31 protein-coding genes are annotated in these 26,150 nt (G+C 64.1%); 15 read left to right on the top strand and 16 right to left on the bottom strand.

Annotation, left to right across the window (positions count from 1 at the left end; translation table 11 throughout):
- Nucleotides 1-71: 71 nt before the first annotated feature.
- From AArcS_RS00470 to AArcS_RS00455, 4 genes are read right to left on the bottom strand one after another with little or no spacing between them, the layout of a single operon-like run.
- The gene (locus AArcS_RS00470; protein WP_238478469.1) at nt 72-950 is read right to left on the bottom strand and encodes a phosphate ABC transporter ATP-binding protein; all 879 of its coding nucleotides are present in this window, start codon (nt 948-950) and stop codon (nt 72-74) included.
- Nucleotides 947-1,807, bottom strand: coding sequence for a PstA family ABC transporter permease (locus AArcS_RS00465; protein ID WP_238478468.1), 861 nt, complete (start codon nt 1,805-1,807; stop codon nt 947-949). The genes AArcS_RS00470 and AArcS_RS00465 overlap by 4 nt, the downstream gene beginning before the upstream one ends.
- Nucleotides 1,807-2,727: a phosphate ABC transporter permease subunit PstC gene (gene pstC / locus AArcS_RS00460; protein ID WP_238478467.1), complete on the bottom strand. Its 921-nt coding sequence runs from the start codon at nt 2,725-2,727 to the stop codon at nt 1,807-1,809. Before pstC ends, AArcS_RS00465 begins: the two co-directional genes overlap by 1 nt.
- 6 nt (nt 2,728-2,733) lie before the next feature.
- Nucleotides 2,734-3,708: a PstS family phosphate ABC transporter substrate-binding protein gene (locus tag AArcS_RS00455; protein ID WP_238478466.1), complete on the bottom strand. Its 975-nt coding sequence runs from the start codon at nt 3,706-3,708 to the stop codon at nt 2,734-2,736.
- A gap of 506 nt (nt 3,709-4,214) precedes the next feature.
- Here AArcS_RS00455 and AArcS_RS00450 point away from each other — a divergent pair.
- The 4 genes from AArcS_RS00450 (at nt 4,215) to AArcS_RS00435 (ending at nt 7,917) form a co-directional block, all read left to right on the top strand.
- Nucleotides 4,215-5,507 (top strand): O-acetylhomoserine aminocarboxypropyltransferase/cysteine synthase family protein, encoded by a 1,293-nt coding sequence (locus tag AArcS_RS00450; protein ID WP_238478465.1) that lies wholly within the window; start codon nt 4,215-4,217, stop codon nt 5,505-5,507.
- A 49-nt stretch (nt 5,508-5,556) separates the two neighbouring features.
- On the top strand, nt 5,557-6,783 hold the full coding sequence (gene metX / locus AArcS_RS00445; RefSeq protein ID WP_238478464.1) for a homoserine O-acetyltransferase MetX: 1,227 nt from the start codon (nt 5,557-5,559) through the stop codon (nt 6,781-6,783).
- A gap of 40 nt (nt 6,784-6,823) precedes the next feature.
- Nucleotides 6,824-7,504, top strand: coding sequence for a class I SAM-dependent methyltransferase (locus AArcS_RS00440; RefSeq protein WP_238478463.1), 681 nt, complete (start codon nt 6,824-6,826; stop codon nt 7,502-7,504).
- A 239-nt stretch (nt 7,505-7,743) separates the two neighbouring features.
- Nucleotides 7,744-7,917, top strand: a complete 174-nt coding sequence (locus tag AArcS_RS00435; RefSeq protein WP_238478462.1) for a hypothetical protein — start codon at nt 7,744-7,746, stop codon at nt 7,915-7,917.
- A gap of 204 nt (nt 7,918-8,121) precedes the next feature.
- Here AArcS_RS00435 and AArcS_RS00430 read toward each other — a convergent pair whose 3' ends face one another.
- The gene (locus AArcS_RS00430; protein WP_238478461.1) at nt 8,122-8,673 is read right to left on the bottom strand and encodes a DUF1684 domain-containing protein; all 552 of its coding nucleotides are present in this window, start codon (nt 8,671-8,673) and stop codon (nt 8,122-8,124) included.
- Between the two features lie 89 nt (nt 8,674-8,762).
- Between AArcS_RS00430 and AArcS_RS00425 the strand changes: the two genes are divergently transcribed.
- The gene (locus AArcS_RS00425) at nt 8,763-11,090 is read left to right on the top strand and encodes an ATP-dependent DNA helicase (RefSeq protein WP_238478460.1); all 2,328 of its coding nucleotides are present in this window, start codon (nt 8,763-8,765) and stop codon (nt 11,088-11,090) included.
- 143 nt (nt 11,091-11,233) lie between these two features.
- Here the strand turns inward: AArcS_RS00425 and AArcS_RS00420 are convergent, their stop codons facing one another.
- Both AArcS_RS00420 and AArcS_RS00415 read right to left on the bottom strand, forming a co-directional pair.
- The gene (locus AArcS_RS00420) at nt 11,234-12,007 is read right to left on the bottom strand and encodes a sulfurtransferase (protein WP_238480028.1); all 774 of its coding nucleotides are present in this window, start codon (nt 12,005-12,007) and stop codon (nt 11,234-11,236) included.
- A 145-nt stretch (nt 12,008-12,152) separates the two neighbouring features.
- Entirely contained in the window at nt 12,153-13,466 is a 1,314-nt protein-coding gene (locus tag AArcS_RS00415; RefSeq protein ID WP_238478459.1) for an RNA-guided endonuclease InsQ/TnpB family protein, read from the bottom strand.
- A gap of 53 nt (nt 13,467-13,519) precedes the next feature.
- Here AArcS_RS00415 and AArcS_RS00410 point away from each other — a divergent pair, with 53 nt between their 5' ends.
- From AArcS_RS00410 to AArcS_RS00390, 5 genes are all read left to right on the top strand, one after another.
- Nucleotides 13,520-13,663, top strand: a complete 144-nt coding sequence (locus tag AArcS_RS00410; protein WP_238478458.1) for a hypothetical protein — start codon at nt 13,520-13,522, stop codon at nt 13,661-13,663.
- Nucleotides 13,664-13,929: 266 nt separating this feature from the next.
- Nucleotides 13,930-14,799 carry a sulfurtransferase gene (locus AArcS_RS00405; protein ID WP_238478457.1) on the top strand — a complete coding sequence of 290 codons (870 nt, stop codon included), beginning with the start codon at nt 13,930-13,932 and terminating at the stop codon, nt 14,797-14,799.
- A gap of 101 nt (nt 14,800-14,900) precedes the next feature.
- Complete coding sequence (locus tag AArcS_RS00400) at nt 14,901-15,314, top strand: VanZ family protein (RefSeq protein WP_238478456.1); 414 nt, start codon at nt 14,901-14,903, stop codon at nt 15,312-15,314.
- Between the two features lie 125 nt (nt 15,315-15,439).
- Complete coding sequence (locus AArcS_RS00395) at nt 15,440-16,063, top strand: rubrerythrin family protein (protein ID WP_238478455.1); 624 nt, start codon at nt 15,440-15,442, stop codon at nt 16,061-16,063.
- Between the two features lie 40 nt (nt 16,064-16,103).
- Complete coding sequence (locus AArcS_RS00390; protein WP_238478454.1) at nt 16,104-16,745, top strand: hypothetical protein; 642 nt, start codon at nt 16,104-16,106, stop codon at nt 16,743-16,745.
- Here AArcS_RS00390 and AArcS_RS00385 read toward each other — a convergent pair.
- Together AArcS_RS00385 and AArcS_RS00380 are read right to left on the bottom strand one after the other, a co-directional pair.
- Nucleotides 16,742-17,005: a DUF7553 family protein gene (locus AArcS_RS00385; RefSeq protein ID WP_238478453.1), complete on the bottom strand. Its 264-nt coding sequence runs from the start codon at nt 17,003-17,005 to the stop codon at nt 16,742-16,744. The genes AArcS_RS00390 and AArcS_RS00385 overlap by 4 nt on opposite strands.
- A 50-nt stretch (nt 17,006-17,055) precedes the next feature.
- The gene (locus AArcS_RS00380; RefSeq protein WP_238478452.1) at nt 17,056-17,433 is read right to left on the bottom strand and encodes a hypothetical protein; all 378 of its coding nucleotides are present in this window, start codon (nt 17,431-17,433) and stop codon (nt 17,056-17,058) included.
- A gap of 75 nt (nt 17,434-17,508) precedes the next feature.
- On the opposite strand from AArcS_RS00380, the gene AArcS_RS00375 reads away from it, so the two are divergent.
- Nucleotides 17,509-17,703: a DUF8144 family membrane protein gene (locus tag AArcS_RS00375; protein WP_238478451.1), complete on the top strand. Its 195-nt coding sequence runs from the start codon at nt 17,509-17,511 to the stop codon at nt 17,701-17,703.
- An 18-nt stretch (nt 17,704-17,721) separates the two neighbouring features.
- Here the strand turns inward: AArcS_RS00375 and AArcS_RS00370 are convergent, their stop codons facing one another.
- Both AArcS_RS00370 and AArcS_RS00365 read right to left on the bottom strand, forming a co-directional pair.
- The gene (locus AArcS_RS00370; RefSeq protein ID WP_238478450.1) at nt 17,722-18,132 is read right to left on the bottom strand and encodes a type II toxin-antitoxin system VapC family toxin; all 411 of its coding nucleotides are present in this window, start codon (nt 18,130-18,132) and stop codon (nt 17,722-17,724) included.
- Nucleotides 18,119-18,346: an antitoxin VapB family protein gene (locus tag AArcS_RS00365; protein WP_238478449.1), complete on the bottom strand. Its 228-nt coding sequence runs from the start codon at nt 18,344-18,346 to the stop codon at nt 18,119-18,121. The genes AArcS_RS00370 and AArcS_RS00365 overlap by 14 nt, the downstream gene beginning before the upstream one ends.
- A 98-nt stretch (nt 18,347-18,444) precedes the next feature.
- On the opposite strand from AArcS_RS00365, the gene uvrB reads away from it, so the two are divergent.
- From uvrB to AArcS_RS00350, 3 genes are all read left to right on the top strand, one after another.
- On the top strand, nt 18,445-20,502 hold the full coding sequence (uvrB, locus tag AArcS_RS00360; protein WP_238478448.1) for an excinuclease ABC subunit UvrB: 2,058 nt from the start codon (nt 18,445-18,447) through the stop codon (nt 20,500-20,502).
- Nucleotides 20,503-20,568: 66 nt separating this feature from the next.
- The gene (locus tag AArcS_RS00355; RefSeq protein WP_238478447.1) at nt 20,569-21,381 is read left to right on the top strand and encodes an HVO_0234 family beta-propeller protein; all 813 of its coding nucleotides are present in this window, start codon (nt 20,569-20,571) and stop codon (nt 21,379-21,381) included.
- A 36-nt stretch (nt 21,382-21,417) separates the two neighbouring features.
- Nucleotides 21,418-22,161, top strand: a complete 744-nt coding sequence (locus tag AArcS_RS00350; RefSeq protein ID WP_238478446.1) for a P-loop NTPase family protein — start codon at nt 21,418-21,420, stop codon at nt 22,159-22,161.
- Here the strand turns inward: AArcS_RS00350 and AArcS_RS00345 are convergent, their stop codons facing one another.
- On the bottom strand, nt 22,162-22,674 hold the full coding sequence (locus AArcS_RS00345) for a DUF7858 family protein (protein ID WP_238478445.1): 513 nt from the start codon (nt 22,672-22,674) through the stop codon (nt 22,162-22,164). It abuts the gene before it with no gap.
- Nucleotides 22,675-22,822: 148 nt separating this feature from the next.
- Between AArcS_RS00345 and AArcS_RS00340 the strand changes: the two genes are divergently transcribed.
- Nucleotides 22,823-23,701: a transcription initiation factor IIB gene (locus AArcS_RS00340; RefSeq protein ID WP_238478444.1), complete on the top strand. Its 879-nt coding sequence runs from the start codon at nt 22,823-22,825 to the stop codon at nt 23,699-23,701.
- Nucleotides 23,702-23,711: 10 nt separating this feature from the next.
- Here the strand turns inward: AArcS_RS00340 and AArcS_RS00335 are convergent, their stop codons facing one another.
- Genes AArcS_RS00335 through AArcS_RS00320 form a run of 4 tightly spaced genes read right to left on the bottom strand, consistent with a single transcriptional unit; the run spans nt 23,712 to nt 26,123 of the window.
- On the bottom strand, nt 23,712-24,368 hold the full coding sequence (locus AArcS_RS00335; protein WP_238478443.1) for a MinD/ParA family ATP-binding protein: 657 nt from the start codon (nt 24,366-24,368) through the stop codon (nt 23,712-23,714).
- On the bottom strand, nt 24,365-24,832 hold the full coding sequence (locus AArcS_RS00330) for a DUF7857 domain-containing protein (RefSeq protein WP_238478442.1): 468 nt from the start codon (nt 24,830-24,832) through the stop codon (nt 24,365-24,367). Before AArcS_RS00330 ends, AArcS_RS00335 begins: the two co-directional genes overlap by 4 nt.
- A 41-nt stretch (nt 24,833-24,873) precedes the next feature.
- Nucleotides 24,874-25,782, bottom strand: a complete 909-nt coding sequence (locus AArcS_RS00325) for a DUF7856 family protein (protein WP_238478441.1) — start codon at nt 25,780-25,782, stop codon at nt 24,874-24,876.
- On the bottom strand, nt 25,779-26,123 hold the full coding sequence (locus tag AArcS_RS00320) for a DUF7855 family protein (RefSeq protein WP_238478440.1): 345 nt from the start codon (nt 26,121-26,123) through the stop codon (nt 25,779-25,781). Before AArcS_RS00320 ends, AArcS_RS00325 begins: the two co-directional genes overlap by 4 nt.
- Nucleotides 26,124-26,150 lie beyond the last annotated feature (27 nt).

The raw sequence follows: 26,150 nt of genomic DNA, 5'->3' as shown, positions 1-26,150 counted from the left end.
GGGGAGACGTACGGAAGCGATCCGGTTACCTGTTGCGTTTCCCAGTATTTTCGGGATGCGAATCGGGGGCGCTACTTTTCAACCATCGCAGGTGATCTGGTCGTATCGCCGTCAACGTCCGAATCCGCCCCGTCCGTAGCGTCCTCGGCCCCATCTGCTTCGTCATCCGTCCCGCGGCCTGCAGTGTGGCCACCGATGAACTGTTTCGTCCGCTCGTGGGTGGGGTCCTGGAAGAACGACTCGACATCGCCGCGCTCGACGACCTCGCCGAGATACAGGAAGACGACATCGTCGGCGAGCCGCCTGGCCTGGTTCATACTGTGAGTCACCATAATGAACGTGTACTCGTCTTTCAGATCCATGAGCGTCTCCTCGACGCGTTCGGCGGAGATCGGATCGAGCGCCGAGGTCACCTCGTCACAGAGCAGGACCTCGGGTTCCACCGCGAGCGAGCGGGCGAGACAGAGCCGCTGGATCTGGCCCGTCGAGAGCGACGCCGCAGGGGTATCCAGACGGTCGTGAACCTCGTCCCAGAGATTCACTTTCTTCAGGTACGTCTCGACGATCCCGTCGAGCTCCTCGCTCGACTCGTACTCGCCGTGGAGGCGAACGCCGTAGGCCACGTTCTCGTAGATCGAGAGCGGAAGCGGTGTCGGCGTCTGTGGGACGTAACCGATCCGGCGGCGGATCTCCGGGGCCGGATCGTCGGTGTCGTAGATCGACGACTCGCCGAGCACCACGTCGCCCTCGATCTCGACGTTGGGCTGAATCTCGTGGAGCCGGTTGAGCGACTTCAGCAGTGTCGACTTCCCACAGCCCGACGGGCCGATGATCGCGGTTAGCTGGTTCTCCGGGAACGTGATGTCGACGCCCGTGACGGCTTCGACGTCCTCGTTTCCGGTGTACGTTACTGACAGGTTCTCCGTTCGAATCGCTGGTTGTCGTGTCATGCGTGTCTCCCTCCGGGTACGTACTGAGCGAAGCGCCCTGCGAGTAGCCGAGAAACGACGATCAGGCCAAGCACGACAACGATCAGGACGAACGACGCCGCGTATGCGTGGGCCTGTACCTCCTCGTTGAACGACATCGAGTTGTCGAAGATCAGAACCGGTAGCGTCGTCGCCGGCTCGAAGAGCCCACTGGGCATGTTGGTGCTGCGACCGGCGGTAAAGAGGACCGTCGCCGCGTCGCCGATCCCGCGGGCAAACCCCATGATGATGCCCGCGACGATTCCGGGCAGGGCCGCGCGGGCAGTCATCGTTGCGGTCTCGAACCGTGTTGCTCCGAGCCCGTAGGTCGACTCCCGAACGGTGTCAGGGGCCGACCGGAGCGCCTCGTCGATGTACCGGGTCATGATCGGGTACTGGAAGACGGCGATCGCGATGATGCCGAAAAACAGGCTCGTCCGGGCACCGACCGCGATGACGATCGTCAGGACGAACACACCGTAGACGATCGGCGGCGTCGCCCAGAGAACGTTCAGGAACATGTTCACCGCGTCCGAGAACCGCTCGCTGGAGTAATCGCTCTGGAGGTAGGTCGCGGTCGAGATCGCGAGGACCATCGAAGCGACGGTCGCCGGACCGACGATGAACGCGCTGCCGAGGACGGCGTGGAAGAACCCGCCCGTCCCTTCGAGCTCGTAGCGCGATCCGGGCGGGGAGATCACGATCGAGGGATCGGCAAGCAGGACGCGACCGCCGCGGAAGATCGTCACACCGATTACGACCACCATGACGAAGACGACGAGTCCGGCAGCGGCTCTGGCGAGCACGCCGAACGCACGCTGTTTCGCGTAGCGGTCCATCAGTACTGCCACCTCCGTCGAAGTCGCCGCTGGAGCAACATTGCGCCGAAGTTGAACAGCCAGACGACGACGACGAGCATCAGGCCGACGAAGATCAGTGCCGACTGGGTGATCGGGATCGACATCAGCTCGCCGAAGTCGCTGACGATCAGTGACGGCAGGGTCTGGCCCGTTGCGAACAGCGAGTCGGGCATCTGTGTCTGCCCGCCGATTAGCATCGCCGGAACGATCGTCGCGCCGAAAACGCGGCCGAAACCGAGCAGGACTGCGGAGAAGATCCCTGGGCCTGCAGCACGCAAGAGTACTGACCGGATCGTCTCCCATTTGGTCGCGCCGACGCCCAGCGACGTCTCGCGGAGTTCGTCAGGAAGCGCTTCCAGCGACTCGACCGACAGCGAGATCATAAAGGGCGTGACGACGATCGCCATCACGAGACTGACAGTGAGTATGCCCAGGCCAGTCGCACTGGACCCGAAGAGTGGCGCGAGATAGTCACCGACGAGCGGCACCACGACGACCAGCGCAACGAGGCCGAAGATCACGCTCGGGATTGCCGCGAGCACGTCGATAAACGAGGAGACGAGGGTCTTCGTGCGTCCCTCGGCGTACTCGGCGATGTAGATCGCCGTCAGGATCGCGATCGGCGTTCCCATCAGCATCGACAGGACAGCGACGTAGACGGTACCGACGATCGCGGGAAGGAACCCGAAGCTGTTCTGTTCGGGGTTCCAGTCCGTGGAGGTCAGCATCTGCACGACGGAGTACTCCGAGAGCAGCGGCAGGGAGCGATGGACCAGCGTGAAGACGATCAGAACGAACAGCGCGATCGCAAAGTAGCCCGCAACCCGGAGCCAGAGCTCGCTGACACGCTCGATGCGGAGTCGCCGTCCGAGTCGGTGAGTGTCAGTCGATTCGGCCATTCCGGATCACGGTCCCTCGGCGAGGTTCGTCTGTGCTTCGTCGAGTCGATCCTCTTCAAGGGGGACGTAGCCGTTGTCGGAGACGTACTGCTGGCCCTCGGTGAGAACCCACTCGACGAACTCGTGGGCCTCGTCCTCGAACGCACCGTCAGAGGAGAGGAACATCTCCCGCGCTGGCGGCGCTGGGTAGATCCCATCCTCGACGGCGGCGAGGAACTCCTCACGCGTGTCGTAGAAATCCTCCTCCTCGGAGAGGGTGCCGTCGCCGTCGAGATCGATCGGGACGGGCCGGATATCGCCCTCGAGTTCGCCGCTTTCGAGATCGTAAACGTAGTTGATGTTGTTCAGCGAGATGGCCGACTCGTCGTCACCGATGGCCTGCGCGACGCGCTGATCGCCGTCGTGGTTGCCATCGGCCCATTCTTCCATCTCGTTTTCGGTGTGGGCGTGGTCCTCGCCGCCGAGGAAGTCGCCCCACTGCATGTACGCCGCGGAGGCGTCCGAGCGACCGTAAACGGTGATTTCCTCGTCGACGTCGGTGTCGTAAAGCTCGCCCCAGTTGGTGATCTCGCGGGTGAAGATCGCTTCGAGCTGTTCGCGGGAGAGCCCGTGTTCCTGAATCTCGTCGAGGACGGGGTTGTTCTCGTTGACCGTCCCGACGACTGTGTCGATGAGCATGGGTACCGCGAACAGCCCCTGCTCGATCTCCGACTCGTCGGGCTGGCGACCCATCATCGCGATGTCGACCTGCTCGTTGAGAACGTCCGAGACGCCGACCCCGGTGCCGCCACCGCTGATATCGAACGAGACGTCGTGGTCGTCTTCGTAGAGGTCTGCCCAGACTTCGACCATCGGGAGCGGGCCGACACCGCCGGAGATCCGGACCGCGGAGTCGGAGTCGCCGAAACAGCCCGCAAGTCCGAGAGTAGCGCCAGTACCGAGAAGCCCCAGTGCATCACGACGAGAGTAATCTCGTGTCATCGTTGAAAACGCGTACAACCCACACTGATGTATCCCCTCTCACTCCAGCAAATGTGGGCCGTTCATCCTGAAGGCGGAGAAATTTGCGATCCCTGTGAGAAAGACACATTCAGGATCCCGAAACGGAAGCAGATAGCGGTAGATCGGTGCTACCCGGAAATCACGGAGCGAAAACAGTCAGCCGTACAGTCGCTGTTCCTCAACCCGCTGCAGTATCTCCCTTATCGGTCTGAAGACGGGCGATACACTGTCGCTAACGTCCGTTAACACGGTTTGGTAGTATTCGCCGGCTCTGCAGTCGGTCCATTGCGTGAGGAGACCACTAAACTGGAGTAAGCGGCCACAAAACAACGGTTCACGTGAACTCTTGTCGACAGAGATAGAAGCAATGCTTTCTGGTTCCCAGAACGTGAAAAACAGCATGAGTCATGCAAACAAGCGACAATATTTGCGAATATTGCCGTAACTGACAGTTATAGGAGTGTGGGGATATATGCACAGTACACATGACCGACCGGGATCTCTCGAAGTTTCGGACGCGGAGCCTCCATGCGGGGCAGTCGCCGGACCCGGCGACCCGCTCGCGCGCGCCGCCACTCTATCAGACGACCTCCTACGTCTTCGACGACGCCGACCACGCCGCGGAGCTGTACGCGCTCGACCGTGAGGAGGACATCTACTCCCGGATGAGCAACCCGACCGTCTCGATGCTCGAAGAGCGGCTGGCGTCACTCGAAGGCGGGTCGAGGGCGGTCGCGACCGGCAGCGGCATGGCCGCACTCGACGCCGCGACGCTCGTGCTCGCCGAGGTGGGTGACAACGTCGTCTGCTCGACGGATACGTATGGGGGGACCTCGGCGTACCTCTCACACACGGCGAAACGGCGCGGGATCGAGGTTCGGTTCGTCCCGACGCTCGACATCGACGCCTACGAGGAGGCCATCGACGAGGACACGGCCTACGTTCACGTCGAGACGATCGGGAACCCCTCGCTGGTGACCCCGGACTTCGAGGCGGTCGCCGACGTGGCTCACACCCAGAACGTCCCGCTGGTCGTCGACAACACCTTCGGGACGCCCGCGCTCTGTCGTCCGTTCGAGCACGGTGCGGACGTGGTCTGGGAGTCCACCACGAAGTGGATCCACGGCTCCGGAACGACGGTCGGCGGCGTCCTCGTCGAGGACGGCGAGTTCGACTGGGCCGCGGGCGGCTACGAGGAGATCGCCGGCCAGAACGCGGCGTATCACGACACCGACTTCACGCGGGACTTTCCCGAGGCACCCTTTTCCGCAGCAGTCCGATATCGCTCACTGCGCAGCCTCGGCAACCAGCAGAAACCGTTCGACGCCTGGGAGACGCTACAGGGCGTCGAGACGCTCCCGATCCGGATGGAGAAACACTGTGAGAACGCTGCCATCGTCGCGGAGTACCTCGCCGAGCACGACGAGGTCGCGTGGGTCTCCTATCCCGGCCTGGCGAGTCACGAAACCCACGAGAACGCCACGCGGTATCTCGACGGCGGCTACGGCGGCATGGTCGCGTTCGGCCTCGAAGACGGCTACACGGCTGGCAAGCGTTTCTGTGAGGCGACCGAGCTCGCGAGCTTCCTCGCGAACATCGGCGACGCGAAGACGCTCGTGATCCACCCGGCGAGCACGACTCACGGCCAGTTGACGCCCGAAGAACAGGAAGAGGCGGGTGTGACGCCCGACCTCGTGCGTCTGTCGGTCGGCATCGAGGACCCCGCGGACATCCTCGCGGACATCGAGGCAGCGATCGAGGAGGCGACAGCAACATGACTGGGACACTGCCAACGGCGGCGCGGTCAGCCGTTACGGAGGGGTGTCGATGAACGCCGACGCCGGCGTCCTCTCGCTTGGCGAGTTCGAGTTCGAGTGTGGCGAGTCGATTCCCCAGCTGGAAGTCGCCTACGAGGCCTACGGCGAGTTCGATGGCGACAATGCTATTCTCGTCTGTCACGCCCTCACCGGGAGCGCCCACGTCGGGCACCGCCGGCTGGACAGTGAGCCGGCCGACGCCCAGCCCACTGGCGGGCAGGCCCACGCCTGGTGGTCGAACATCGTCGGGCCCGGCAAGGCTATCGATACGAAGGAGTACTACGTCGTCTGCGTGAACATCCCCGGCTCCTGCTATGGGACGACCGGCCCGGCGAGTACGAACCCCGAAACCGGCGAGCCCTACGGGCCGGAGTTCCCGCCGGTCACCGTCGGCGACTGGACCCGCGCGCAGCGGCAGGCGCTCGACGCCCTCGGTGTGGGGCGACTCCACGCGGTCGTCGGGGGCAGCGTCGGCGGCATGAACGTGCTCGACTGGGCGAAGCAGTACCCCGACGACGTGCGGCGGATAATCCCCATCGCGACCGCCGGTCGGGTCGACCCGCAGTGTCTCGCGCTCGACGCCATCGCACGGCGGGCGATCCGCGCTGACCCGAACTGGAACGGCGGCTACTATTATGACGACGAGCCGCCCTCGGACGGCCTCGCGCTCGCTCGCCAGATCGGTCACGTCATGTACCTCTCGAAGGCCTCGATGAGCCAGAAGTTCGGCCGTCGCGCGGCGGGCCGTGATGCGGGCGGCGAGCCGTTCCCGACGGACGCCGCGGCCGCCTTCTTCCCCTACCGGGACGTCGAGTCGTATCTCGACTATCAGGCAGACAAGTTCGTCGACCGCTTCGACGCCAACAGCTACCTCTACCTGACGCGGGCGATGGACAACTACGATCTCGCGTCGGGCTACGAGGACGACGCCGACGCGCTCGCGGCCTACACCGGCGAGGCGCTCGTAATGAGCTTTACCGGCGACTGGCACTTCACGACCGAGCAGGCAGAAGCGCTAGCCGGGAGCTTCCGCGAGGCCGACGTCGACGTCGCCCACCACGTCGTGGAGTCGGATCACGGCCACGACGCCTTCCTCGTCGAACCGGACAGCGTCGGCCCGCCGGTCGCGGACTTTCTCGACTCGGGCGTCGAGGGGAAGGCAGTGACCGACACCGACGACGATCCGCGAGAGGAAAGCGAGTTCGCGCCGGTCCACACCAGCCTCTTTTCGGACTGAATCCCGAACCAGTTTTTACCTCGGGTGGCCTGGTGTCGATATGAGCGTTCGCGAGGAGTTCGACGACTGGGCGAGCGAGGGACGGGATCGGGGAATGGAACAGCGCCACTGGCACACGGCGAAACACGTCCTCTCGCGCATGCCCGTCGAGGACGGCGAGACTGTACTGGATCTGGGCTGTGGAAGCGGCTACGCCGCCCGCGCGCTGCGCGATGCTGGCGGGGCAGGACGTGCCTACGGCCTCGATGGCTCGCCCGAGATGGCACACAACGCCCGCGAGTACACCGACGACGACAGCGTTGGCTTCCTGATCGGTGACTTCGGCGACCTCCCCTTCGCCAACGACAGCGTGGATCACGTCTTCTCGATGGAGGCATTCTACTACGCCGCCGATCCCGTCGAGACGCTCCGGGAGATCCGGCGGATCCTCCGACCCGGCGGCACCGTCTACTGTGCAGTCAATTACTACGAGGAGAACGTCCACTCCCACGAGTGGCAGGAGTTCATCGAGATCGAGATGACTCGCTGGGATCGCGCGGAGTACCGCGAGGCGTTCCGCGAGGCCGGGCTTCACGTCGCCGAGCAGGACAATATCCCGGATCGGGAGACCGAGATCCCGCCCGCGAGCGAGTTTCCAACCGAGGAGTGGGACAGTCGTGAGGCGATGGTCGAGCGCTACCGGGAGTTCGGGACGCTGCTGACCGTCGGCGTCGTGCCCTAAGGTTCGCGGATAGTTCACAGGAGTACCTCTCAAAGCCTATCGCTGAGAACCTGAAAGCCCTCGGGCCGCTGGCAGTCGCACAGCGACATATCGCCTCCGGCGATAGGGGTCGCTGTGACGACCAGGTATGCCACCGCCCCTCGCCCTTTCGATCCGCCAGGACGGCGACCACACCTGCCTTTCCCCGCCTCGCGCGGCCCGACGGCACGCGCTCGCGGCCCCGCAGGGGATGCGGTTCCGTGGCGGTTGCGGTGGCGCGCGCTGGCTGGCGCTCGTCGCCAGCTAACCTGTGCGAGGGATGTCGCGGAACGGAGTGGAGCGACGAGGCTGGGGAGGACGAGGCTGGGGAGGACGAGGCTGTGTTGGGTGGATCGAAAGGGGCCGTGCCGGTCGGTGGGTCCGCGGCCTGTTAGCACCGCAGCGAAGCGAGGAGCGCACGGGCGCAGAGCCGCCGAGCGGCGCGGGGGCTTTCATCGAGGCTACGGTACAGGATGCTCGACACACAGACCCAGAACACTCCGATCGTTACTTTGTGCAGAATGTTACAATGTTACATTGTGATGCCAGCCTGTCCAGCACGGAGAACCAAACAAACAGACAGCAACCGATCCCAGCGACTACAACGACTTCTCGCCCGCCGGAATCACGACGTCGAGCCAGTTCTCCTCGGGCGGAAGCGGACAGGCAAACGTCTCGCTGTAGGCACAGAACGGTGAGTACGCCAGGTTGAGGTCAAGGACGATCTCGTCGCCCGTCTCCAGCTCGCGGTCGCTCTCGAACTCGATGTACCGGCCGCCCTCGTAGGTCTGCTGGCCGGTCGTCTTGTCGCGGAACGGGACGAAGTACCCCCCGTCGCCGTCCTGCTGGTAGGCGTGGAGATGCTGTTCGACACCGTTGACCAGAAAGGCGAGCGTCAGGGTGCGGAGGTACCTGACCTCGGTCCCTGCGCTGGTATCCATCGTGACGGGAGCAGGGTCCTCGTGGACGGTTACGGCGGCGTCGACGCGATACTCGGGGTCCGGATCGAAGTACTCCAGCCCCTCGAACTCCTCGCGCTGCTCGGGCGGGATCGGCGACTGGCGGTGCTCGGCGAGAAAACGGTCCTTCTCGGCGCGCTGCTCCCTGAGTTCCTCCTCCCAGGCGTCGACGTCGAACTCGGTGTCGCTCATACCCGGAGTATTCGGCCGAGGCCCATAGGGTCGTTGCACGCCACGCGGTCCACAGCCTTTTATCCGAGCGCGCGCCGAGAACTACCCGAGTGACAGACGACGACTGGCGGCAGGTGTTCGGACACGCCGAGCCATACGACGAGCAGGTCGACGGCGTCGAGACGGCCATCGGGGCCGCCAAGGACGGCGGCTTCCTCGCGCTGGAGGGTGCCTGCGGGACTGGCAAGACGATGCTCGCACTGAGTGCGGGGATCCATCTGGTACGCGACCCGGACTCGGACTTCGAGCGCGTGCTCGTCCTCACGAGCGTCAAGCAACAGCTCCGGCAGTTCGAGGACGATCTGGAGCGGATCAACAGGGATCTGCCCGAGGACTGGCGGGATGTTTCGGGGCTGACCCTCGTGGGGAAGGCGGACGTCTGCCCGTACAGCCGCGAGCGCGCGGCGGGCATCGACGATACGAACGTCTACGACCGCTGTGAGGACCTGCGGGAGACGACGCGCTCGCTGACCGGTGACGGTCCAACGACCGCGACAGCCCTGACGAGCGACGCGCGCAGCCAGCAGGTCGGGCTGGCGGACTCGGGTAGCGACGGTGGCGCGGAGTACCTCGAAACGGCGGGCGAGCCCTCGCCGTATCCCACAGGACTGCCCGAATACGAGGGCGTGCAGTACTGCCCATTCTACGCCCAGTATCTGGAGGACCGGCCTGACGACAGTGATGGCGACCCGGCCGAAGCCGTCCCGTTCGATTTCACCGACGCTGGACTGATGAGCCCGGAGGAACTCGTCGCCGAGTCGACCGCGGCGGGCACCTGCCCGCACTCGATGATGGGCGCGCTGCTGGGCCACGTCGAGGTCGTGATCGGCAACTACTACCACGCGTTCGATCCGGCCACCACTGGGTCGTTTACCGGCGCGCTGCTTGATGACTCGACGTTCGTGATCTGTGACGAGGCACACATGCTCGAACCGCGCGTGCGGGACCTGGTCAGCGACTCGATGGCCGACCGTAGTCTCAGAGACGCCGAACGCGAACTGACCCGTGTGCTTCAGGCCGTCGAGTTCGAGGGCCGGGAGGGAGAGACGAGCGCGGACGCCGATCTCGTGCGTGCAGAACTACAGGAGGCGGACGTCGGTATCGACGAGGTCGAGGGGCTACGCTCGTTCGTCCGGGACCTCCGCGAGGAGCTGGATCGACAGGTCACGGCGCATCTGGAGCGCGAGCATCGGGGCTGGAAGAGCCAGCTGAACGACCTGCCCGACGACGAGATCCCGCTCCGTGATCCCGAAACGCCACAGGTCGACGAGATCACGGAGTGGGCCGAACGGGCGGGCTACGGCGACCGGGTGTGGAGCCGCGGGGAGACCGTCGGCGCGGTCGTAAAGCGGATTCTCGACGAGGACGAAGACGATACCAAACAGCGCGCGACACCGGGGGTCGGACGCGTGCTCGGCCGGTGGTACCGGGCTGACCACGAACGGCACTTCCGCGAGATCGAACTCGACCGGACGTGGGACGACACGGAGCCGTCGGGCTCGTGGCGGCGCGCGTACAACGCCGCGCTGACGATCCACAACTGCGTGCCCGGCGACGTGATCGGCGAGCGTCTCGCGGAGTTCGGCGGCGGCGTCCTGATGAGTGCGACGCTCGAACCCGTCGACGTCTTCGCCGAGGTCACGGGACTCGAACACCTCAGAGAGGCAGAGGAACGCCCGGTGGTCGAGCGGACCTACGGACTCTCCTTCCCCGCGGAGAACCGCGAGAGCTTCGCGGTCGACCTCCCGAAGTTCACCTACGATAACCGCGGGAGCCCCGGCGAGGAGAACCCGACCAGACGTTCTTACGCCGATGCGATCGAAACCGTCGCCAGAAGTCCGGGGAACGTCCTCGTGGGGATGCCAAGCTACTCGGAAGCGGAGTGGGCAGCCGAGCGCCTGCGCGAGCGGGTCGAGAAGCCGGTCCTGATCGACGAGTCGAGCGGGGACGACGCGACCGAGCAGCTGAAAGCCGACTTCTTCGACGGCGAGGGGAAGGTGCTCGTGACGAGCCTGCGCGGGACGCTGACCGAGGGAGTGGACTACCGCGGCGACCGGCTCGCTGCGGCGATCATCTGTGGCGTGCCGATCGTCGACACCACCTCTCCACGAACCCGAGCGATCCGGACCGCCTACGACGACGCCTTCGGCGAGGGGTTCGAGTACGCGCTGACGGTCCCGGCGGTCCGGAAGGCCAGACAGGCGATCGGCCGTGTGATCCGCAGCCCCGAGGAGGTCGGCGTCCGCGTGCTCGCCGACGCACGCTATGCCCGGGATAGCTGGGACAGCGTCCGCAAGTACCTCCCCGGTGAGGAGTTCCAGCCCGTGAGCCCTGACATGCTGGCGTTCGGGCTAGAACGGTTCTGGGATCGGCACTGACAGGCGAAGAGTGAAACCAAAGCAATTATATTCGATGTCCAACGACTAGGAAATCCGCAGTTATCCGATAGCGCTGCCTGAACCCCTTCATTTCAACTGGAGATGCAATAGACAGCGGCACGATTGGACCGTACACAGCGTTCTCAATCGGTCGTTTCGATTGGCCCGCCCGCGGCAGTCCACTCGGTGAGACTTCCCTCGTAGAAGTCGACGTCCTCGTAGCCGAGATGTGTGAGGACGGCGTAGGTGTGACTGATCCGCCGTGCGGTGTTGCAGTAGAGCACGATCCGTCGATCCGGAGTGATGCCGTGGTCGTCGAGGACCTCCCGTAGCTCGGCTTCGGGACGCAACCCCCGGCTCTCGTCGTCCACGAGATCCTTCCAGTTGAGCAGGACGGCACCCGGGAGATGGCCCTCGTCGAACTCACTCTCGTTCCGGGTATCGACCAGCACGGCGTCCGGGTCGTCGATGGCGGTCTCGACCGTGTCGTAGTCGACCAGCGGCGTCGTCTCGGGCATCGTGATCTCGTAGGCGGTCGGTTCGATGGCCGCAGCGTCGGTCGTCGTCTCGTGCTCGCGGTTCCACGCGCTGTAATCGCCGTCGAGCAGGTAGAGCGGTTCGTGGCCGTAACACAGCGCGGTGACGAGAAAGCGGGCCGCGAAGACGCCATGGGTGTCGTCGTACGCGACGAGTGGGTCGCCCGGTTCGATTCCCGCTTCCGAAAGCAGGTCAGCGAAGACATCCGGACCCGGAAGCATCCCCTCGTCGCCGTCCTCGGCGCGGAAGCGATCGAAGGGGATCGAGACCGCACCGGGGATGTGGCCGATACCGGAGTACTCCCAGTCGTCCCGGACGTCGACGACCCGCACATCGTTGCGCCGGTCGGCAAGCCACTCCGTCGAAACGAATTGGATCATGATCGTCGATACGGAAGCGGGCGGTATTAACTCGTGGAAACCGCCAGCCGTAACCTTGACATCCTCCCGCGCCTGAAGGGCGCGGGAATCCTCGCGCTGGGAATCTCGGCTCATGCCGAAACACCCCCACACGAGCGACTTTCTCCTAGCCGTGGATACTCCGGTTTGTGTGCTCCTCGTTGGGACGGTGAGAGTGTGATTGCTCCGACCATGAATGGTCGTCCCACTTGAGGCACACGGGCCGTGCCATCGGCCGTGCTACCGCTTCGTGCCGTTGACGAGACACGTCGTTCGTTCGCCAATCAGAACTCAGCGAGTTCTGATGACGTCTCAGGAACGTCTCGCTTGCCGTGAGGTCCGCGTGTCCTTCGTACCCGCAGGTACACGTTACCGTGTCTTGGTATCGCGTCGTGTCCTCTGTCGATCCGCAGTTCGGACACGTCTGACTGGTCCACGCCTCCGACCGAACCTCGACGCTGATCCCGTACTCCTCGGCTGTACACGCGAGTCGATCGATGAACCTCCGGAACGCCCAGAAGTTGTGGATCTTCTCGTTTGTCCGCACCGACCAATGCGTTTCGAGAACGTCGGTGAGGTTGCCGACATACACCGTTGCGACCCCCTCGTCGTACAGACGCTCGATCAGATCGCGAGCAAGCGCGTTTTGTGCGTGATCGCGGCGACGTGTCCGGCGTCGGTACAGCCGGTCGATTCGCTTGCTCGTCCGTCGCTGGTTGTCGAGTTTCGACTGGAGTTCGGCGATCCGGTGCGTCGTCTCGCGGAACTGCTCGAACAGGTCGCGGCCCTCGTACAGCAGTTGCGTGCCGGTGGTGGTCGTACAGGCGACGATGTTGTTCGCTCCAATGTCCAGAGCGGCCGTTTCGTTGGCCAGTGGTGAATCCTGTCGAGAATTGTCTACCGTAACAGGCTGAAAGGCCCTGAATTGGTCCGAACGCTCGTCGTAGCACAGTTCCAACCGGCCCTGATCGCCATTCCACTTTGGCTCGCCAGCAACTTCGAGGCGCAGACGTTCGTAGTATCCAAGCCCGTACTCGTCTTTCAGGTCTTGTCCGACCGGGATTTCGAGTCGGCTCCGGTTGCCGGTTTCGAGCGTGTACTGGTCGTTTCGGATGTAGGTCCGCAGCTCGCGGCCGTCGTCCTCGTTCCCCCAGTAGCCGGGTGGGGAACACTCCTCGCCCTCCTCTTTGAGCGCGAAGAACGACTGCCACGCGCTCTTGTTCTTCCGAATGAGCTGTTGTGCCGTGGCACTGCCGAGAACGCCGACGTACTTCTTGCGGTAGTCCTCGGTGTCCCACACGCTCTCGCCGTCGAAGAACTGCTGGCGGCGCTCGTAGGTGAGTTCGTTCCAAAGACTGGCAGAAGCGTCCAACAGTTCGTGTAGTAGCTCCCGATCCTGTTCGGATCGCGGGCGAACGACGAACTGATTGGTCCGCTTCATGAACTACTCTTATGACCGCAATACACATAAATGTGTGGTGCATGTGATATTATATGGTTGAGATTCGGATTGAGTTCGATGACGACGACCAGTATGAACGGCTGAAAGAGCTGAAGCAACACCGCGGTCTGACGTGGAAGGGGTTGCTTCTCGAAGGCGAAAAGCGCGTTCGAGAGGAGACTCCCGGCGAACTGTAGCCGGTCGTCGTTTCGCTATACCTATCGTTCGGACCCGCGCCTGAAGACGCGGGCGTCCGCTGTCTATCTGTCACTCGGCGGCTGCGGACAGTACTGCCGGTGTTGGAGTCATCCATACCCATCGTATGACGGGTATCGGGTCCGGCACATCGTACACGAGCGTACTGGCTCCGAGGTGACGGCAATCGTTGCCCGAACAAGCCACGAGGGGCGGTTGCTGCCGGGGGTAGAGCGCCTTTAACCCTGCCTATCGTACGAATTGGTGTATGACGGACACTGAGTATGCAAACGACGTACTGGTCTCGGCCGACTGGGTCGAAGAGCATCTCGACGAGTTCGAGAGCGACGATCCCGCGTATCGACTGGTGGAGGTCGACGTCGACACCGAAGCCTACGAGGAGTCCCACGCGCCCGGCGCGATCGGGTTCAACTGGGAGAGCCAGCTGCAGGACCAGACGACCCGTGACATCCTGACCAAGGAGGACTTCGAGGAGCTGCTGGGCAGCCACGGTATCACCGAGGACTCGACGGTCGTCCTCTACGGCGACAACGCCAACTGGTTCGCCGCCTACACCTACTGGCAGTTCAAGTACTACGGCCACGGCGACGTCCGCCTGCTCGATGGCGGCCGCGAGTACTGGATCGGGAACGACTATCCGACGACCGACGAGGTTCCCGAGTTCTCCGCCGTCGACTACAACGCGTCCGGCCCGCGCGAGAGCATCCGCGCATACCGCGACGACGTCGAGAACGCGATCGATCGGGGCCTGCCCCTCGTAGACGTCCGCTCGCCCGAGGAGTACTCCGGTGAGATCCTCGCACCCCCGGGATTGCAGGAGACCGCCCAGCGCGGCGGCCACATCCCCGGCGCGGAGAACATCTCCTGGGCGGCCGTCACCAACGACGACGGGACGTTCAAGGACTTCGACGAACTGCAGGAACTCTACGCAGACTACGGCATCGAGGGCGACTCGACGACCGTCGCGTACTGCAGGATCGGCGAGCGTTCGTCAGTTGCGTGGTTCGCGCTCCACGAACTGCTCGGCTACGAGGACACCGTCAACTACGACGGCTCCTGGACGGAATGGGGTAATCTGGTTGGTGCGCCGATCGAGAAGGGCGAGGGCGACGACTGAGCGTAGCGAGGGAGTCGACCTCGTAGTGAAGCGGCGAGCGCGGTTGCGAGCCGTGAAGCACATCTACACGTTTTTATTGGAGTACAGCCACCGCATAGCCGATGGTTCGACTCCCGCTCGTCCCGCGCTGGCTTCGCTGGAGCGCCGTTGTAGTCGCCGCCGCAGCGATCGCGGCCGCCTCCCTGCTCGTCGTCCCGCCCGACACACCGGAGACAGGGACGATTGGCTTCGACAAGCTCTGGCACGCGGCGACGTATCTGGGCTTTGGACTCCTGCTGGCGTACGCGCTGGTGGAGGCCGGCCTGTCTGTACGGACGAAAGCCATGCTCGTCTTCGGCCTCGCGACGCTGTACGGGGTCGGCATCGAGATAGCACAGGCGTTCGTCCCCTACCGGCGCTACGACGTTCTCGACATGGTCGCCAACGCCGTGGGTGCTGCGCTCGCCTGTGGCTGGTACCGGTTCGAGGGACGGATCGACTTTGTCGGTACGGAGGCATTCGAGGGGGCCGACTGAGGTGCGACCGTCCATGTTGTGACACGTTGTATACAAAGTTACAATGTACCATCGGAGACGGAAGGCTGCCGCCGCACGACGACGCAGTCGGTGGTTACAAGCGACCGAACGCCGTACGGGCAAGCATGACCGACGACTTCGACGAACGCGTCCGGAGCGCGAACGAGACGGCGCTCTCGCGGCTCGGCTCCTCCAAGGCCCTGTACGCCAACACCGACGGCGAGATGACCGAAACGGCAGTTCTGACCAGCGCGGCCGACCGGCTCCACGCCGCAAGCGAGACGGTCGCCGGGTGGGTACCCCAGGAGAGCAACGCCGCGGCCGCCGCGGCGTACGACGAGTTCGCGAGCGAGGAGGCGAGCCACTACGAGGACCTGCTCGACAAACTGGACGACCACGATCCGGGAGCGGTCCCGCCAGCACAGGAACAGCTCCGGGAGGCCGACTCGACGGTCGAGCGGCTCGGCGGACTCGTCGGCGCGGCGCTCGTCGCGGGCAAGCTCACCGAACAGCGCACCGGCTTCTTTGTCGGCGAGGCTGACCCGACGACAGCCTCGACGTTCCGCGGCTACGGCGACGTGCTGGACGAGCGCGAGGAGCGCCTCCTGGACCTGCTCGATGAGGTCTGTGCGGACGACGGTGACTGGCAGGCCGCCGAAGACGCCGCCAGCACCGTGATTCAGGCAGCCTACGACGAGTACACCGACCGGCTCGAAGCGATGGGCGTGAACCCGAAGCCGGTCTGTTGAATAGTCAGCTTTTCGTCGGCGCGCCGGAAATCACGAGTCGATGCCAGAGGATGCCGATACCGTCGAGTGGTCGGTTCTGACGGAGACGCCGCTGTTGCGGTGGTTCACCGCAGGCGTCGTGGCGTATATCGGCGGCTCACTGCTCGCGGTCGTGCTCGTCTACCCGTTCGTGGCGACACCCTTTGCTAGCCTGCTGTCGGCAACCCTCTACGGCGTCGTCGCGCTGGTGAGCGTCGCGCTCGCCCTGCACGTCCTCCTGCCGATCGTCAACCGGAGCCGTCTCGGTGCCAGCGCGACCGACAGGTCAGGTCGAGACTGGAACCGACGAGACGGCCTGCTGGTCGCCGACGTCGTCGCCATCCAGCTCCTGCTCGCGTACTTCATCGGTGCGACGACGCTCACGATTAACGGTGCGGTGGCGGGGGTCGTGCTCGTTCTCGCGGCGATCGTCTTCCCCGCCCGGGCGCTGCTGGAAGGCGACGGCGAGTACGATCCCGAAGCTGACAGGATTACCTTCGAGGGTCGGAAAATCGATCTGACCGCGGTCGAGTCCGTTCAGCCGGTGCCACTCGGCTCGGTAACGTACCTGCGCCTGCAGTTCGCCGAGGAAGCCACCGGGCCACCCGGCGTGGCGATGCCGACCGAAACCTACGAACTGCTGGCGGATCAGCTGCCGAGCTAGACGCCCTCCAGATCCTCCCGATACGCCGCGATCAACTCACGCGCCTGTTCGACGAGTTCAGCAGACTCGTCGGCGAGGTCGCCTTCGATCTCGTGGAGTTTGGTCGTCTCGCGGGCCAGCCGCCCGTGATCGACCTGCGCGTCACCGGCAGCCAGTTCGGCGAGCGCGTTCGACCGCTCGTACAGTCGGTCACGATGCTGGTCGGCGAGTTCGCTCGCCGCTCGAAGCGCCTCGCTCGCGTCTGCGAGTTCGTTCGTCATGCCCGAGTGTTCATCGAGGAGGAACAAAGCCGTTCTCCCAAAAGTGTGTGTCAGTCCTGCGTCCCGCGATAGCCCATCCATCCGCCAGCGAGCAGCGTCCCCGCGCCGAGCAGCGTCAGGTAGACGCCGGAACCGGCCGCAACAGCCGGATCCGTGGCCGTCCCGTACCAGAACCACCCGGCGACGACCGCAGTCAGCGCGCCGAAGCCAGCGACGACGATTCCCGTCCGCTCGTTTTGCTCCTGAAAGACGAGGATACCGAGGACGACCGCGCCAAAGAGCATGGTGAAGACGCCGTCGCCTGCCAGTCCAGTACTCGACTCCACCGGCGTCACCCACCACGGCAGCGCCGATCCGGCAAGAACGAGGAGCGCGCCGAGACCCATCGCGGCCCGACTCTCGGAGACGTTCGACAACGGGGTACTCATCGATCGAGGGGACGGCGAGCGGGAGTAAAACAGTGGCGGAACAAGGCTTTTCCGCGGCGTCCATCACGGACTAGTATGGCTAGCTCACAGAACACGGACACCTTCGGCCAGTGGAAGTTCGGGTTACTGATCGCGTTCGTCATCCTCGTCGGGTTTGGCGGCGGCTGGATACTGTTCGAGTCACTGGACCTCCCGTTCGGCTATGTCGGCGGTGTCGCAGGCGGAGCGGTCGCGTTCGTGCTGTTCTCGTATCTCTACTACGGAAGGTGAAGGAACGATCAACCGGTGTCAGAACCGTTCCCAGTCAACAACATCGACGTCATCGATACGGTCGAAGTGATCGACGTTAGCGGTTACGACCGACAGTTGCTGTGTCTGGGCGGTGGCAGCAATATAGACATCGTGCAGATCGTGAAGTGGTTTCCCCTTGCGTTCGAGTTCGGTAACGATATCCGCGGCAGCAACCGCGATCGGACGACTCACGTCGATGATCTCGAACCGTGCGATCAACCGTTCGAGGCCAGTAACGACGTCGGATGGCGGCTCGTGGTCACCGAATCGATTGTTGAGTCCAAGGCGCAGTTCGGTGACGCTAACGCTGCTGATCGCATGCCGTCCTTCGTCGTCGAGCCGTTCGACACGGTCGGCGACATCGCCACGGTCGATATCGACGAGAACGGACGTATCACAGAGTTTCATCGTCGACCCGATCGAGAGTCCCTTTGCTCATCCGTTCGATGTCGGCTTTGACGTCCTCATGAGCGTCCGGATCAAGCACACCGTTTCCCGTCACGTCCGCAAGTCGGGTGCCACTCTCGATTGATTCTCTGATCACTTCACTGAAGCTCCGATCACCTTTCTCCCGCTTGAGTTCGCGGTACACGTCATCGGAGATGGAGATGTTCTTGCTCATGTGTATTGTATAGGTACCTGTACGAAAAAGTGTACCGGCGACCGTACTGAGCTCCGGTAGCCGAGCGTCTCAAGTGGTTCCCACACCAGGTACTGGTAATGAGCGACACGAACTCCGGACCGCTCTCGCCCGACCGGCCGGAGCAGGAGCGACCGTTTGCGGTGGACGCGCCGTTCGATCCCGCAGGCGACCAGCCCGAAGCGATCCAGCAACTCGCCGAGGGCTATCGGTCAGGGATGGACGAACAGACCCTGCTCGGCGTGACGGGATCGGGCAAGACGAACACCGTCTCGTGGGTCGTCGAGGAGATCCAGACGCCGACGCTGGTGATCGCCCACAACAAGACGCTGGCGGCACAGCTCTACGAGGAGTTCCGCAATCTGTTCCCGAACAACGCCGTCGAGTACTTCGTCTCCTACTACGACTACTACCAGCCAGAGGCCTACGTCGAGCAGACCGACACCTACATCGACAAGGACGCCTCGATCAACGACGAGATCGACAAACTACGACACTCGGCGACGCGCTCGCTGCTCACGCGCGAGGACGTGATCGTCGTCGCCTCGGTCTCCGCGATCTACGGGCTCGGTGACCCGGCGAACTACGAGGGGATGTCCCTGCGCCTCGAAGTCGGTCAGGAGATCGGTCGCGAGGAGCTACTGAAACGGCTGGTCGACCTGAACTACGAGCGCAACGACGTCGACTTCACGCAGGGCACGTTCCGGGTCCGGGGCGACACCGTCGAGATCTACCCGATGTACGGCCGGTACGCGGTACGGGTCGAGCTGTGGGGCGACGAGATCGACCGGATGATCAAGGTCGACCCCCTGGAGGGGACAGTCGAGAGTGACGAGCCCGCCGTTCTCTTTCACCCTGCGGAGCACTACTCGGTCGACGACGACACGATGGAAGAGGCCATCGCCCAGATCGAGTCTGACATGCAGGATCGGATCGCCTACTTCGAGCGCAAGGGAGACATGCTCGCCGCCCAGCGCATCGAGGAGCGCACCACCTTCGACCTGGAGATGATGCGCGAGGCGGGCTACTGCTCGGGCATCGAGAACTACTCGGTCTATCTCGCGGATCGGGAGTCCGGCGAAGCGCCCTACACGCTGATGGATTACTTCCCCGACGACTTTCTGACGGTGATCGACGAGTCCCACCAGACGATCCCACAGATCAAAGGCCAGTTCGCGGGCGACAAATCGCGCAAGGAATCGCTCGTCGAGAACGGCTTTCGGCTGCCGACGGCCTTCGACAACCGCCCGCTCACGTTCGAGGAGTTCGAGGAAAAGACCGACCGGACGCTGTACGTCAGCGCGACGCCGGGCGAGTACGAGCGCGAGCACTCGGGGCAGATCGTCGAGCAGATCGTTCGTCCGACCCACCTTGTCGATCCCAAAGTCGAGGTCGAGGACGCAACCGGGCAGGTCGAGAACCTCATGGAGCGCATCGACGCCCAGATCGAGGCGGGCGACCGGACGCTCGTGACCACCCTCACCAAGCGGATGGCCGAGGACCTCACCGAATACCTCGAAGAGGCAGGCATCGACGTGGCCTACATGCACGACGAAACGGACACGCTGGAGCGCCACGAGCTGATCCGCTCCTTGCGACTCGGCGAGATCGACGTGCTCGTCGGGATCAACCTGCTCCGGGAGGGGCTGGACATCCCGGAAGTCTCGCTGGTCGCCATCCTTGACGCCGACCAGGAAGGCTTTCTCCGATCCGAGACCACGCTCGTCCAGACGATGGGTCGGGCCGCCCGAAACGTCGATGGCGAAGTCGTGCTGTACGCCGACGAGGTGACCGATTCGATGGCTGCGGCGATCGACGAGACCCAGCGCCGCCGGGAGATTCAACAGGAGTACAACGAAGCGAACGGCTTCGAGCCGACGACGATCGAGAAGGAGATCGGCGAGACGAACCTCCCCGGCAGCAAGACCGACACCAGTTCCGTGGCAGGCGAGGGACCGGTGGACGAGGACGACGCCGCCCGACAGATCCAGGAGCTCGAACGCCGGATGAACGAGGCCGCCGAGAACCTGGAGTTCGAGCTCGCCGCAGATATCCGCGACCGCATCCGGGAGCTTCGACAGGAGTTCGATCTCGACGGCGACGAGGGCGTGCCGGTCGAGTCGGATTCGGAGTTCTGAGCGGGCGACAGCCAAGTCGAGACCACTGTCGGAATCCTTTCGGAACACCGCACCGTGGTCTCCCGTATGGACGACATCAGGGAGAAACGGATCTTCGGGGGCAAGGAGGGCCGAATCCGACTGTTCGTCGGAACTGAACTCGGCGTCGTCGTCGCCTCACTCTCGGGCCCGCGCGTCGGCGAGTTCGGACTGGAGTACCGCACGCCGGTCCGGGATATCGCTGGCGCGCCGGGTCGGATCGTCGTAGCGACCGACGAGGACGTCACGCTGCTGGGCGAGGAGCCGGTCGATCTCGGCGTCGGGCCGGCATCGGCAGTCGGGTTCGATGGCGAGGACGTCATCGCGGGCGACGACGGGGGGCGTGTCGTACGGGTGGACGCCGAGGGCGTCGACGAGATCGGTACCACGGAGGGCGCGGTCAGGGCGATCGACAGTGCGCTCGTCGGAACCGAAGACGGTGTCTACCGCGTCATCGACGGCGAACTAGTCGCAGCCGGACTCGACCGTGTCCGAGACATCGATGCGAGAGGCACGCCGCTCGCTGCTACGGAAACGGGGCTGTACCGGCTCGGGAACGGCTGGATGACGCTTCACGAGGGCGACGCGGCGGCCGTCACGAGCGACGGCGGCGGGCGGCGTCACGCCGTGATCGACAACACGCTGTACACGGCCAGCCCGGACGGCGACCGGTGGGCACCGGTCCGGATCCCAGTCGACGAGACACCCATCGATATCGCATACGGGGACCGGACGTCCATTGTGACTGCGGAGGGAACTATCCTCGTCGAAGCCGATGATGGCTGGCGACACCAGCGCCTCGGCGTCGGTGGGGTTGTTGGATGTGCGGTGGCTACCGAGTACGGCACCAGAGATATTTGAACATATTTTTGCTCGAAGAGAAATAAACAATATTCTATGGAAACGGCACCTACCACGGCCGCGGTTGCAGGCGTTACCGGCGGCGCAGGGGCAACACGAATGACGGTGGAAGTGGGCACCGCGCTCGCGATGGACGGCGCGGATGTCGCGCTGACCGATGTCGCGTTCGGAACGCAGGGACTCTCCGATTACGTTCCCGGTCGGATCGACGACGATATCGTGACGCTCGTAACCGGTGAGGATCCACGGCCGCTCGCAGCGACGCAGGAGCTATCGATCGACACCGAGGGGCGGCTGGAATGCCTTCCGTCCCGTGCTTCGTTCGGGGCGCTCGCCCGCGCCAAGACTGCCGGTGCAGCGACGACGTTCGAGGACGTGCTCGATCAGCTAGCGACCGAGTTTGAGTACGTGCTCGTGGACACGCCGCCAGTAGCTACGAATCCGGCGGTGGCGGCGGTAACCGCGACTGATCGGGTTGGACTGGTTGCCCCGGGAACTAACCGCGGCGTCGACGCACTCCAGCGGACGAGGGCCCGCCTGACCGACATTGGAACGACCGACGATCTGGCGGTCGCAAACCGGTGCGAGGAGGTACCGGACGGTTCGATCGGCATCGCAGTGCCGGAAAGCGAACTGACGGCAGTTACCGACGCACCGGCCGTCACGGCGCTGGACCCGGAGTTCGCACCGGCGGTTGTGGCGGTCGCGGAAGGACTGTTCGATCGCTCGCTAGATCTCGCATTCGAGGAGCCGGGACTGACAGAACGGCTTCGTCCCTGATCAGCGAAGTTCGCCGACGCCGCTCATCGTCTCGGCCAGCCGATCACGCTTGTCGACCGCCGCGTCGCCGTGCTCGGCGAGCGCGGCCGAAGTGAGCTCTGTCACACCGTCGATCGGCTCGTGAGCTTCGATGAACGCGGCCAGTGCGAACTCCGTCTCGCTCGCCTGCACGAGTGTTTCCGCGTCGGTACGTGAGATCTCACCACGTTGCCAGTCTCGAACGATCCCTCGTGCCCGCGGAGCGAGCGGCGACATTCCATCGACGCCGAGCAGGTGGAGCGTCTTGGCCGCGGTCATCGGTGTCACGCCAGCCTCGCGTGCCACGTCGCCGACGCTCCGCCCGGCGGTGTAGGTATTGACGACCATCGCAGCCGTCGCTGGCTGGCAGGGAAGCTCGTCAGCGTGCTCGACGAGCCCCTCCGCCAGCGTTTCGGCCGTCTCATCGACGGTCGCAATCCCTCGATCGCGCTGGCGCTCGGTGAGCTCGATACCGTCGGCGATCTCCGAAAGCATCGTCCCCACTTATTCATAGTATTACAAATAATTTTCTGAAACAAACCATAACGTACCGGTTACCGGTACGTTCGACTGGGACGATCCGGGAGTTTATTCCATATTCATCACTTCTTTAAATACTTGAGCGGGACCAAGATCCAACTGTATGAGTGGCAGTACGACGGCGAACGCGTGTCCCGAGTGTGGTGGTGGATTGACTGTAGACGGCGACGAAACACTCTGTTCGGAGTGTGGGCTGGTTGTCGGTGCGGATCGGATCGACCGGGGCCCGGAGTGGCGAACGTTCGAGGACGATGACCGCAATCGAAAACGAACTGGCGCACCCCTGACTCGGTCACGTCATGATAGAGGACTGTCAACCGAGATTGGATCCGGTTCCAGGACTCGGCTCACCGGCCGCAAACGACGACAGGTCGCACGAATGCGCCGGGAACACAATCGCTCACAGATCTCGACGAAAGTAGAGCGTAACCAGGTGTACGCGTTCACTGAGATCCGACGGCTGGTCTCCGCGCTCTCGCTCCCACAGTCGGTGCGGGACGGCGCGTGCTCGCTCTTTCGCTCCGCACAGAAAGAGGATCTACTGCGTGGGCGCTCTCTGGAGGGGTTTGCCGCGGCGACGACGTACGCTGCCTGCCGGGTCAATGGCGTCGCGCGAACGATCGACGAGATCGGGGCGGTTGCCCGTGCGGATCGGGACGAGTTCAAAGCCGCCTACGGAGCGCTCAACAGGGAGCTCGGACTCCCCGTTGGTCCCATCGATCCGCGTGAGTATCTGCCCCGCTTTGCCAGTGAACTGGACCTCGACCCCGGGCTTGAGCGGCGCGCACGCGAACTGGCGGGTGAAGGGTGCGAGGCGAACGTCTTCGGCGGCCGCGATCCGAGCGGCGTCGCCGCGGGCTGTCTATACACCGCAGCGCGCGAACTGGACGACAACCTGACACAGAAAGAAGCGTCGGCAGTCGCGGACGTCTCACCGGTCACGCTTCGGTCGGTGTTTCAGGCGTTGTGCGAGATGGACTGACTGGCCCGGGTCACTCCGACTGGAGCGCCCTTGCAAGCGATTCGAACTGTGCTGCTGGCCCACCGCCCGGAGCGACCGTCGAAACCGGTCGACCGGTTCGCTGGGCCCGGGAAACAGCGTCGGAGCGCGGGATCGTGACGACTGGCGTCCCAAACACTGATCGAACCCGATCGACGGGTGGTGATTCGCCCGCCATATTGAGTACCAGTCGTTCGATCCCCGCGTCGAGAACCCGTGCCAGTGCTCGTGTACGAATGGCGTCGGGCAGCGCGAACTCGTCGGCACAGGTGACCAGTAGACAGCGCTGGGCGACGTGCAACGGGAGCCCGGCATCGGCCGACATCCCGGCCGGACAGTCGACAATGACGCGACCGTACTCTCGCTCGACGGTTTCGACTGCCTCGACGAGCCGGGGTGGGTCGGCGGCGTTCAACCCATGAAGTGATCGACCACAGGGGAGCAAGTCGACGGGTCCACTCTCGTCAACAGCCTCGATCGGATCCGCGCGCCCCGCGAGGACATCGTGCAAGTCGGGCCCTCGGCGCTCGGGTAGATCTGCCATCCCGAGATCCGCATCAACGACCACGGCGTCGAGTTCGGCAGCGACGTTTAGCGCGACTGTCGACTTCCCGACACCACCTTTTCCCCCTGTCACAGCCAGAATCATTGCTCACGTTCGGTCTCGACACCCAGGTCGTTTCCAGCCGGGAGCCACTCCTCCGGCAACGAGGGAGCAGCACCCGAAGTATCGGGGACCGACGCCGGGATAGCTCTCCGAGGTGGCGTGGGATCACCGAGCGCCCGGAGCACGTCGGCAGCATCGACAGCCCCGTCCTGATCGTTATCGACACGCACAACCGGCTCTTGCTCGACGATCTCGACTGGGGGCTCACACGGCTCTCCGGGAGCTGCGAAGCCGACAGCAACCTGACAGCCGCTCTCGACGGTCGTCTCGTACCGATCGCCATCCCAGCCAGCCACCGGCACTCCCTGTGATCGCGGTGGCCAGACCGGTCCAGAGAGAGTGCTTCGAAGCGTTACAGCCGCCTCGCCGGTCGGCGCCGTGCTCTCTATCACCGCTTCGACGAGCGTTACGCCGTTCTCTCGCCGCTGAGTCCACGACAACTTCATAGAACGGATCGCCGCCCGATCGTACTTGAACTTCCGCCCGCTCAGACCCGGAGTACGGGAACACCGAGTGTGTGTGCCGCCCGTTTCGGGCCATCAAACCGGTCCACTGCGAGGACCGCTGGCGTCGCCGTTCGGAGCATCCGGAGAACAGCAAGAGCAGCCGTCACGTCATCGCCGTCGTACCCGTCGACCGAACGCCCCGTTTCGGCTCCACCGGGAACACGCCGAACTGCAGCCTTGAACTCGTCGTAGACTGCGCCGGCAAGCTCACGATGGATTACCCGCTGAAGGTTCCGCTCGCGATCCTGCAACTGGAGACGTTGGTCCCGCCGGTTACGGGAAGGCCTGCTGTCCTCGCGAGCACGGTCGAGCGCCTGTTCAGCCGATAGCCGTTCAGTCCGGGCATCCGTCAGCGCAGCAACAGCGTCGGAGAGCCGCTTTTCGGTGGCACTGACATCCACACCGGCGTCACGCCGGGCCTGCAGTTCGCCGCGGATCGTTGCGACCCGTTCGGCCAGTTCAGCCTCGTCGGCACCGGCCGTGGCGACCTGTCGCCGCTGCTTGGATCGATCACAGCTGGGGGGTGCAAGCGTTGCAAGTTCGACCCGGACCTGGCGGAGCTCCTCAGCGGCGTCTGCCCGATACCCGCGGCGACGTGCGACCGCAGCGAGGACCCGCCGAAGTGATACGTTTAGTGAGGGGTCGACCACCCCGACAGCGTCAAACAGCGAACCGGGGCGCGAACACGCGACGGTACACTCGTCAGCACGCCCGCGGATTGCCGCGGCGGCGTCCCCGGCATCGATCGACCACGGCCGGAGGTCGACCGCAACGCCACGAACTGTAACCCCATCGATCGTCGCTGTAAGACGTGAGGGATGATCCGCAGCCGGTGCAGTCGCTATCCCACTGCCAGATGCGCCCTCGTATGGCCCTCGCTGCGCAGTCATTCGGTTAGTGTTTGCCCCTGAAGATCACGCGGATGGGGATGCTCCGTCCCCGACTGGAACTTCGCATAGGACGTGCTGGGGGTAGAACGGGCTTCGTAGGCCTGTGCAGCCTCCCTGACCGATTCGGGAACCAGTGAGAACTCGTTGAACGGTCGCGTCCGTTCGACCTGCACGTCACAGCCGTGTTTCTCACGGAGTCGAAGCGCGAGAAAGGCCCCAAGTTCCGTCTCCTCGAACAGCGCCGCCCGACCGAGTCGACGTACGATCGTTTCCTCGTGGGCCGAGCAGACGTTCCGGAGCGTCTGTCGCGCCCCGACCGAGTAGGTAACCACCAGTATCACGGCAGGATGTTACACTCAAGATATAAT

Source organism: Natranaeroarchaeum sulfidigenes, assembly GCF_017094485.1.
In the GTDB taxonomy this organism is placed as follows: Archaea; Halobacteriota; Halobacteria; order Halobacteriales; family Natronoarchaeaceae; genus Natranaeroarchaeum; species Natranaeroarchaeum sulfidigenes.
This window is presented reverse-complemented; position numbering and strand designations above follow the sequence as displayed.

Excerpts from the sequence above, each read along its gene's own strand:
- pstC (WP_238478467.1), bottom strand. The coding sequence starts at position 2,727 with ATGGCCGAATCGACTGACACTCACCGACTCGGACGGCGACTCCGCATC.
- AArcS_RS00375 (WP_238478451.1), top strand. The coding sequence starts at position 17,509 with ATGGCTAGCTCACAGAACACGGACACCTTCGGCCAGTGGAAGTTCGGG.
- AArcS_RS00405 (WP_238478457.1), top strand. The coding sequence starts at position 13,930 with ATGACGGACACTGAGTATGCAAACGACGTACTGGTCTCGGCCGACTGG.
- AArcS_RS00410 (WP_238478458.1), top strand. The coding sequence starts at position 13,520 with ATGGTTGAGATTCGGATTGAGTTCGATGACGACGACCAGTATGAACGG.
- AArcS_RS00470 (WP_238478469.1), bottom strand. The coding sequence starts at position 950 with ATGACACGACAACCAGCGATTCGAACGGAGAACCTGTCAGTAACGTAC.
- AArcS_RS00455 (WP_238478466.1), bottom strand. The coding sequence starts at position 3,708 with ATGACACGAGATTACTCTCGTCGTGATGCACTGGGGCTTCTCGGTACT.
- AArcS_RS00415 (WP_238478459.1), bottom strand. The coding sequence starts at position 13,466 with ATGAAGCGGACCAATCAGTTCGTCGTTCGCCCGCGATCCGAACAGGAT.
- metX (WP_238478464.1), top strand. The coding sequence starts at position 5,557 with ATGAACGCCGACGCCGGCGTCCTCTCGCTTGGCGAGTTCGAGTTCGAG.
- AArcS_RS00395 (WP_238478455.1), top strand. The coding sequence starts at position 15,440 with ATGACCGACGACTTCGACGAACGCGTCCGGAGCGCGAACGAGACGGCG.
- AArcS_RS00345 (WP_238478445.1), bottom strand. The coding sequence starts at position 22,674 with ATGCTTTCGGAGATCGCCGACGGTATCGAGCTCACCGAGCGCCAGCGC.
- AArcS_RS00335 (WP_238478443.1), bottom strand. The coding sequence starts at position 24,368 with ATGATTCTGGCTGTGACAGGGGGAAAAGGTGGTGTCGGGAAGTCGACA.
- AArcS_RS00330 (WP_238478442.1), bottom strand. The coding sequence starts at position 24,832 with ATGAAGTTGTCGTGGACTCAGCGGCGAGAGAACGGCGTAACGCTCGTC.
- AArcS_RS00420 (WP_238480028.1), bottom strand. The coding sequence starts at position 12,007 with ATGATCCAATTCGTTTCGACGGAGTGGCTTGCCGACCGGCGCAACGAT.
- AArcS_RS00450 (WP_238478465.1), top strand. The coding sequence starts at position 4,215 with ATGACCGACCGGGATCTCTCGAAGTTTCGGACGCGGAGCCTCCATGCG.
- AArcS_RS00355 (WP_238478447.1), top strand. The coding sequence starts at position 20,569 with ATGGACGACATCAGGGAGAAACGGATCTTCGGGGGCAAGGAGGGCCGA.
- AArcS_RS00365 (WP_238478449.1), bottom strand. The coding sequence starts at position 18,346 with ATGAGCAAGAACATCTCCATCTCCGATGACGTGTACCGCGAACTCAAG.
- AArcS_RS00430 (WP_238478461.1), bottom strand. The coding sequence starts at position 8,673 with ATGAGCGACACCGAGTTCGACGTCGACGCCTGGGAGGAGGAACTCAGG.
- AArcS_RS00370 (WP_238478450.1), bottom strand. The coding sequence starts at position 18,132 with ATGAAACTCTGTGATACGTCCGTTCTCGTCGATATCGACCGTGGCGAT.
- AArcS_RS00385 (WP_238478453.1), bottom strand. The coding sequence starts at position 17,005 with ATGACGAACGAACTCGCAGACGCGAGCGAGGCGCTTCGAGCGGCGAGC.
- AArcS_RS00350 (WP_238478446.1), top strand. The coding sequence starts at position 21,418 with ATGGAAACGGCACCTACCACGGCCGCGGTTGCAGGCGTTACCGGCGGC.
- AArcS_RS00465 (WP_238478468.1), bottom strand. The coding sequence starts at position 1,807 with ATGGACCGCTACGCGAAACAGCGTGCGTTCGGCGTGCTCGCCAGAGCC.
- AArcS_RS00400 (WP_238478456.1), top strand. The coding sequence starts at position 14,901 with ATGGTTCGACTCCCGCTCGTCCCGCGCTGGCTTCGCTGGAGCGCCGTT.
- AArcS_RS00440 (WP_238478463.1), top strand. The coding sequence starts at position 6,824 with ATGAGCGTTCGCGAGGAGTTCGACGACTGGGCGAGCGAGGGACGGGAT.
- uvrB (WP_238478448.1), top strand. The coding sequence starts at position 18,445 with ATGAGCGACACGAACTCCGGACCGCTCTCGCCCGACCGGCCGGAGCAG.
- AArcS_RS00380 (WP_238478452.1), bottom strand. The coding sequence starts at position 17,433 with ATGAGTACCCCGTTGTCGAACGTCTCCGAGAGTCGGGCCGCGATGGGT.
- AArcS_RS00340 (WP_238478444.1), top strand. The coding sequence starts at position 22,823 with ATGAGTGGCAGTACGACGGCGAACGCGTGTCCCGAGTGTGGTGGTGGA.
- AArcS_RS00390 (WP_238478454.1), top strand. The coding sequence starts at position 16,104 with ATGCCAGAGGATGCCGATACCGTCGAGTGGTCGGTTCTGACGGAGACG.
- AArcS_RS00325 (WP_238478441.1), bottom strand. The coding sequence starts at position 25,782 with ATGACTGCGCAGCGAGGGCCATACGAGGGCGCATCTGGCAGTGGGATA.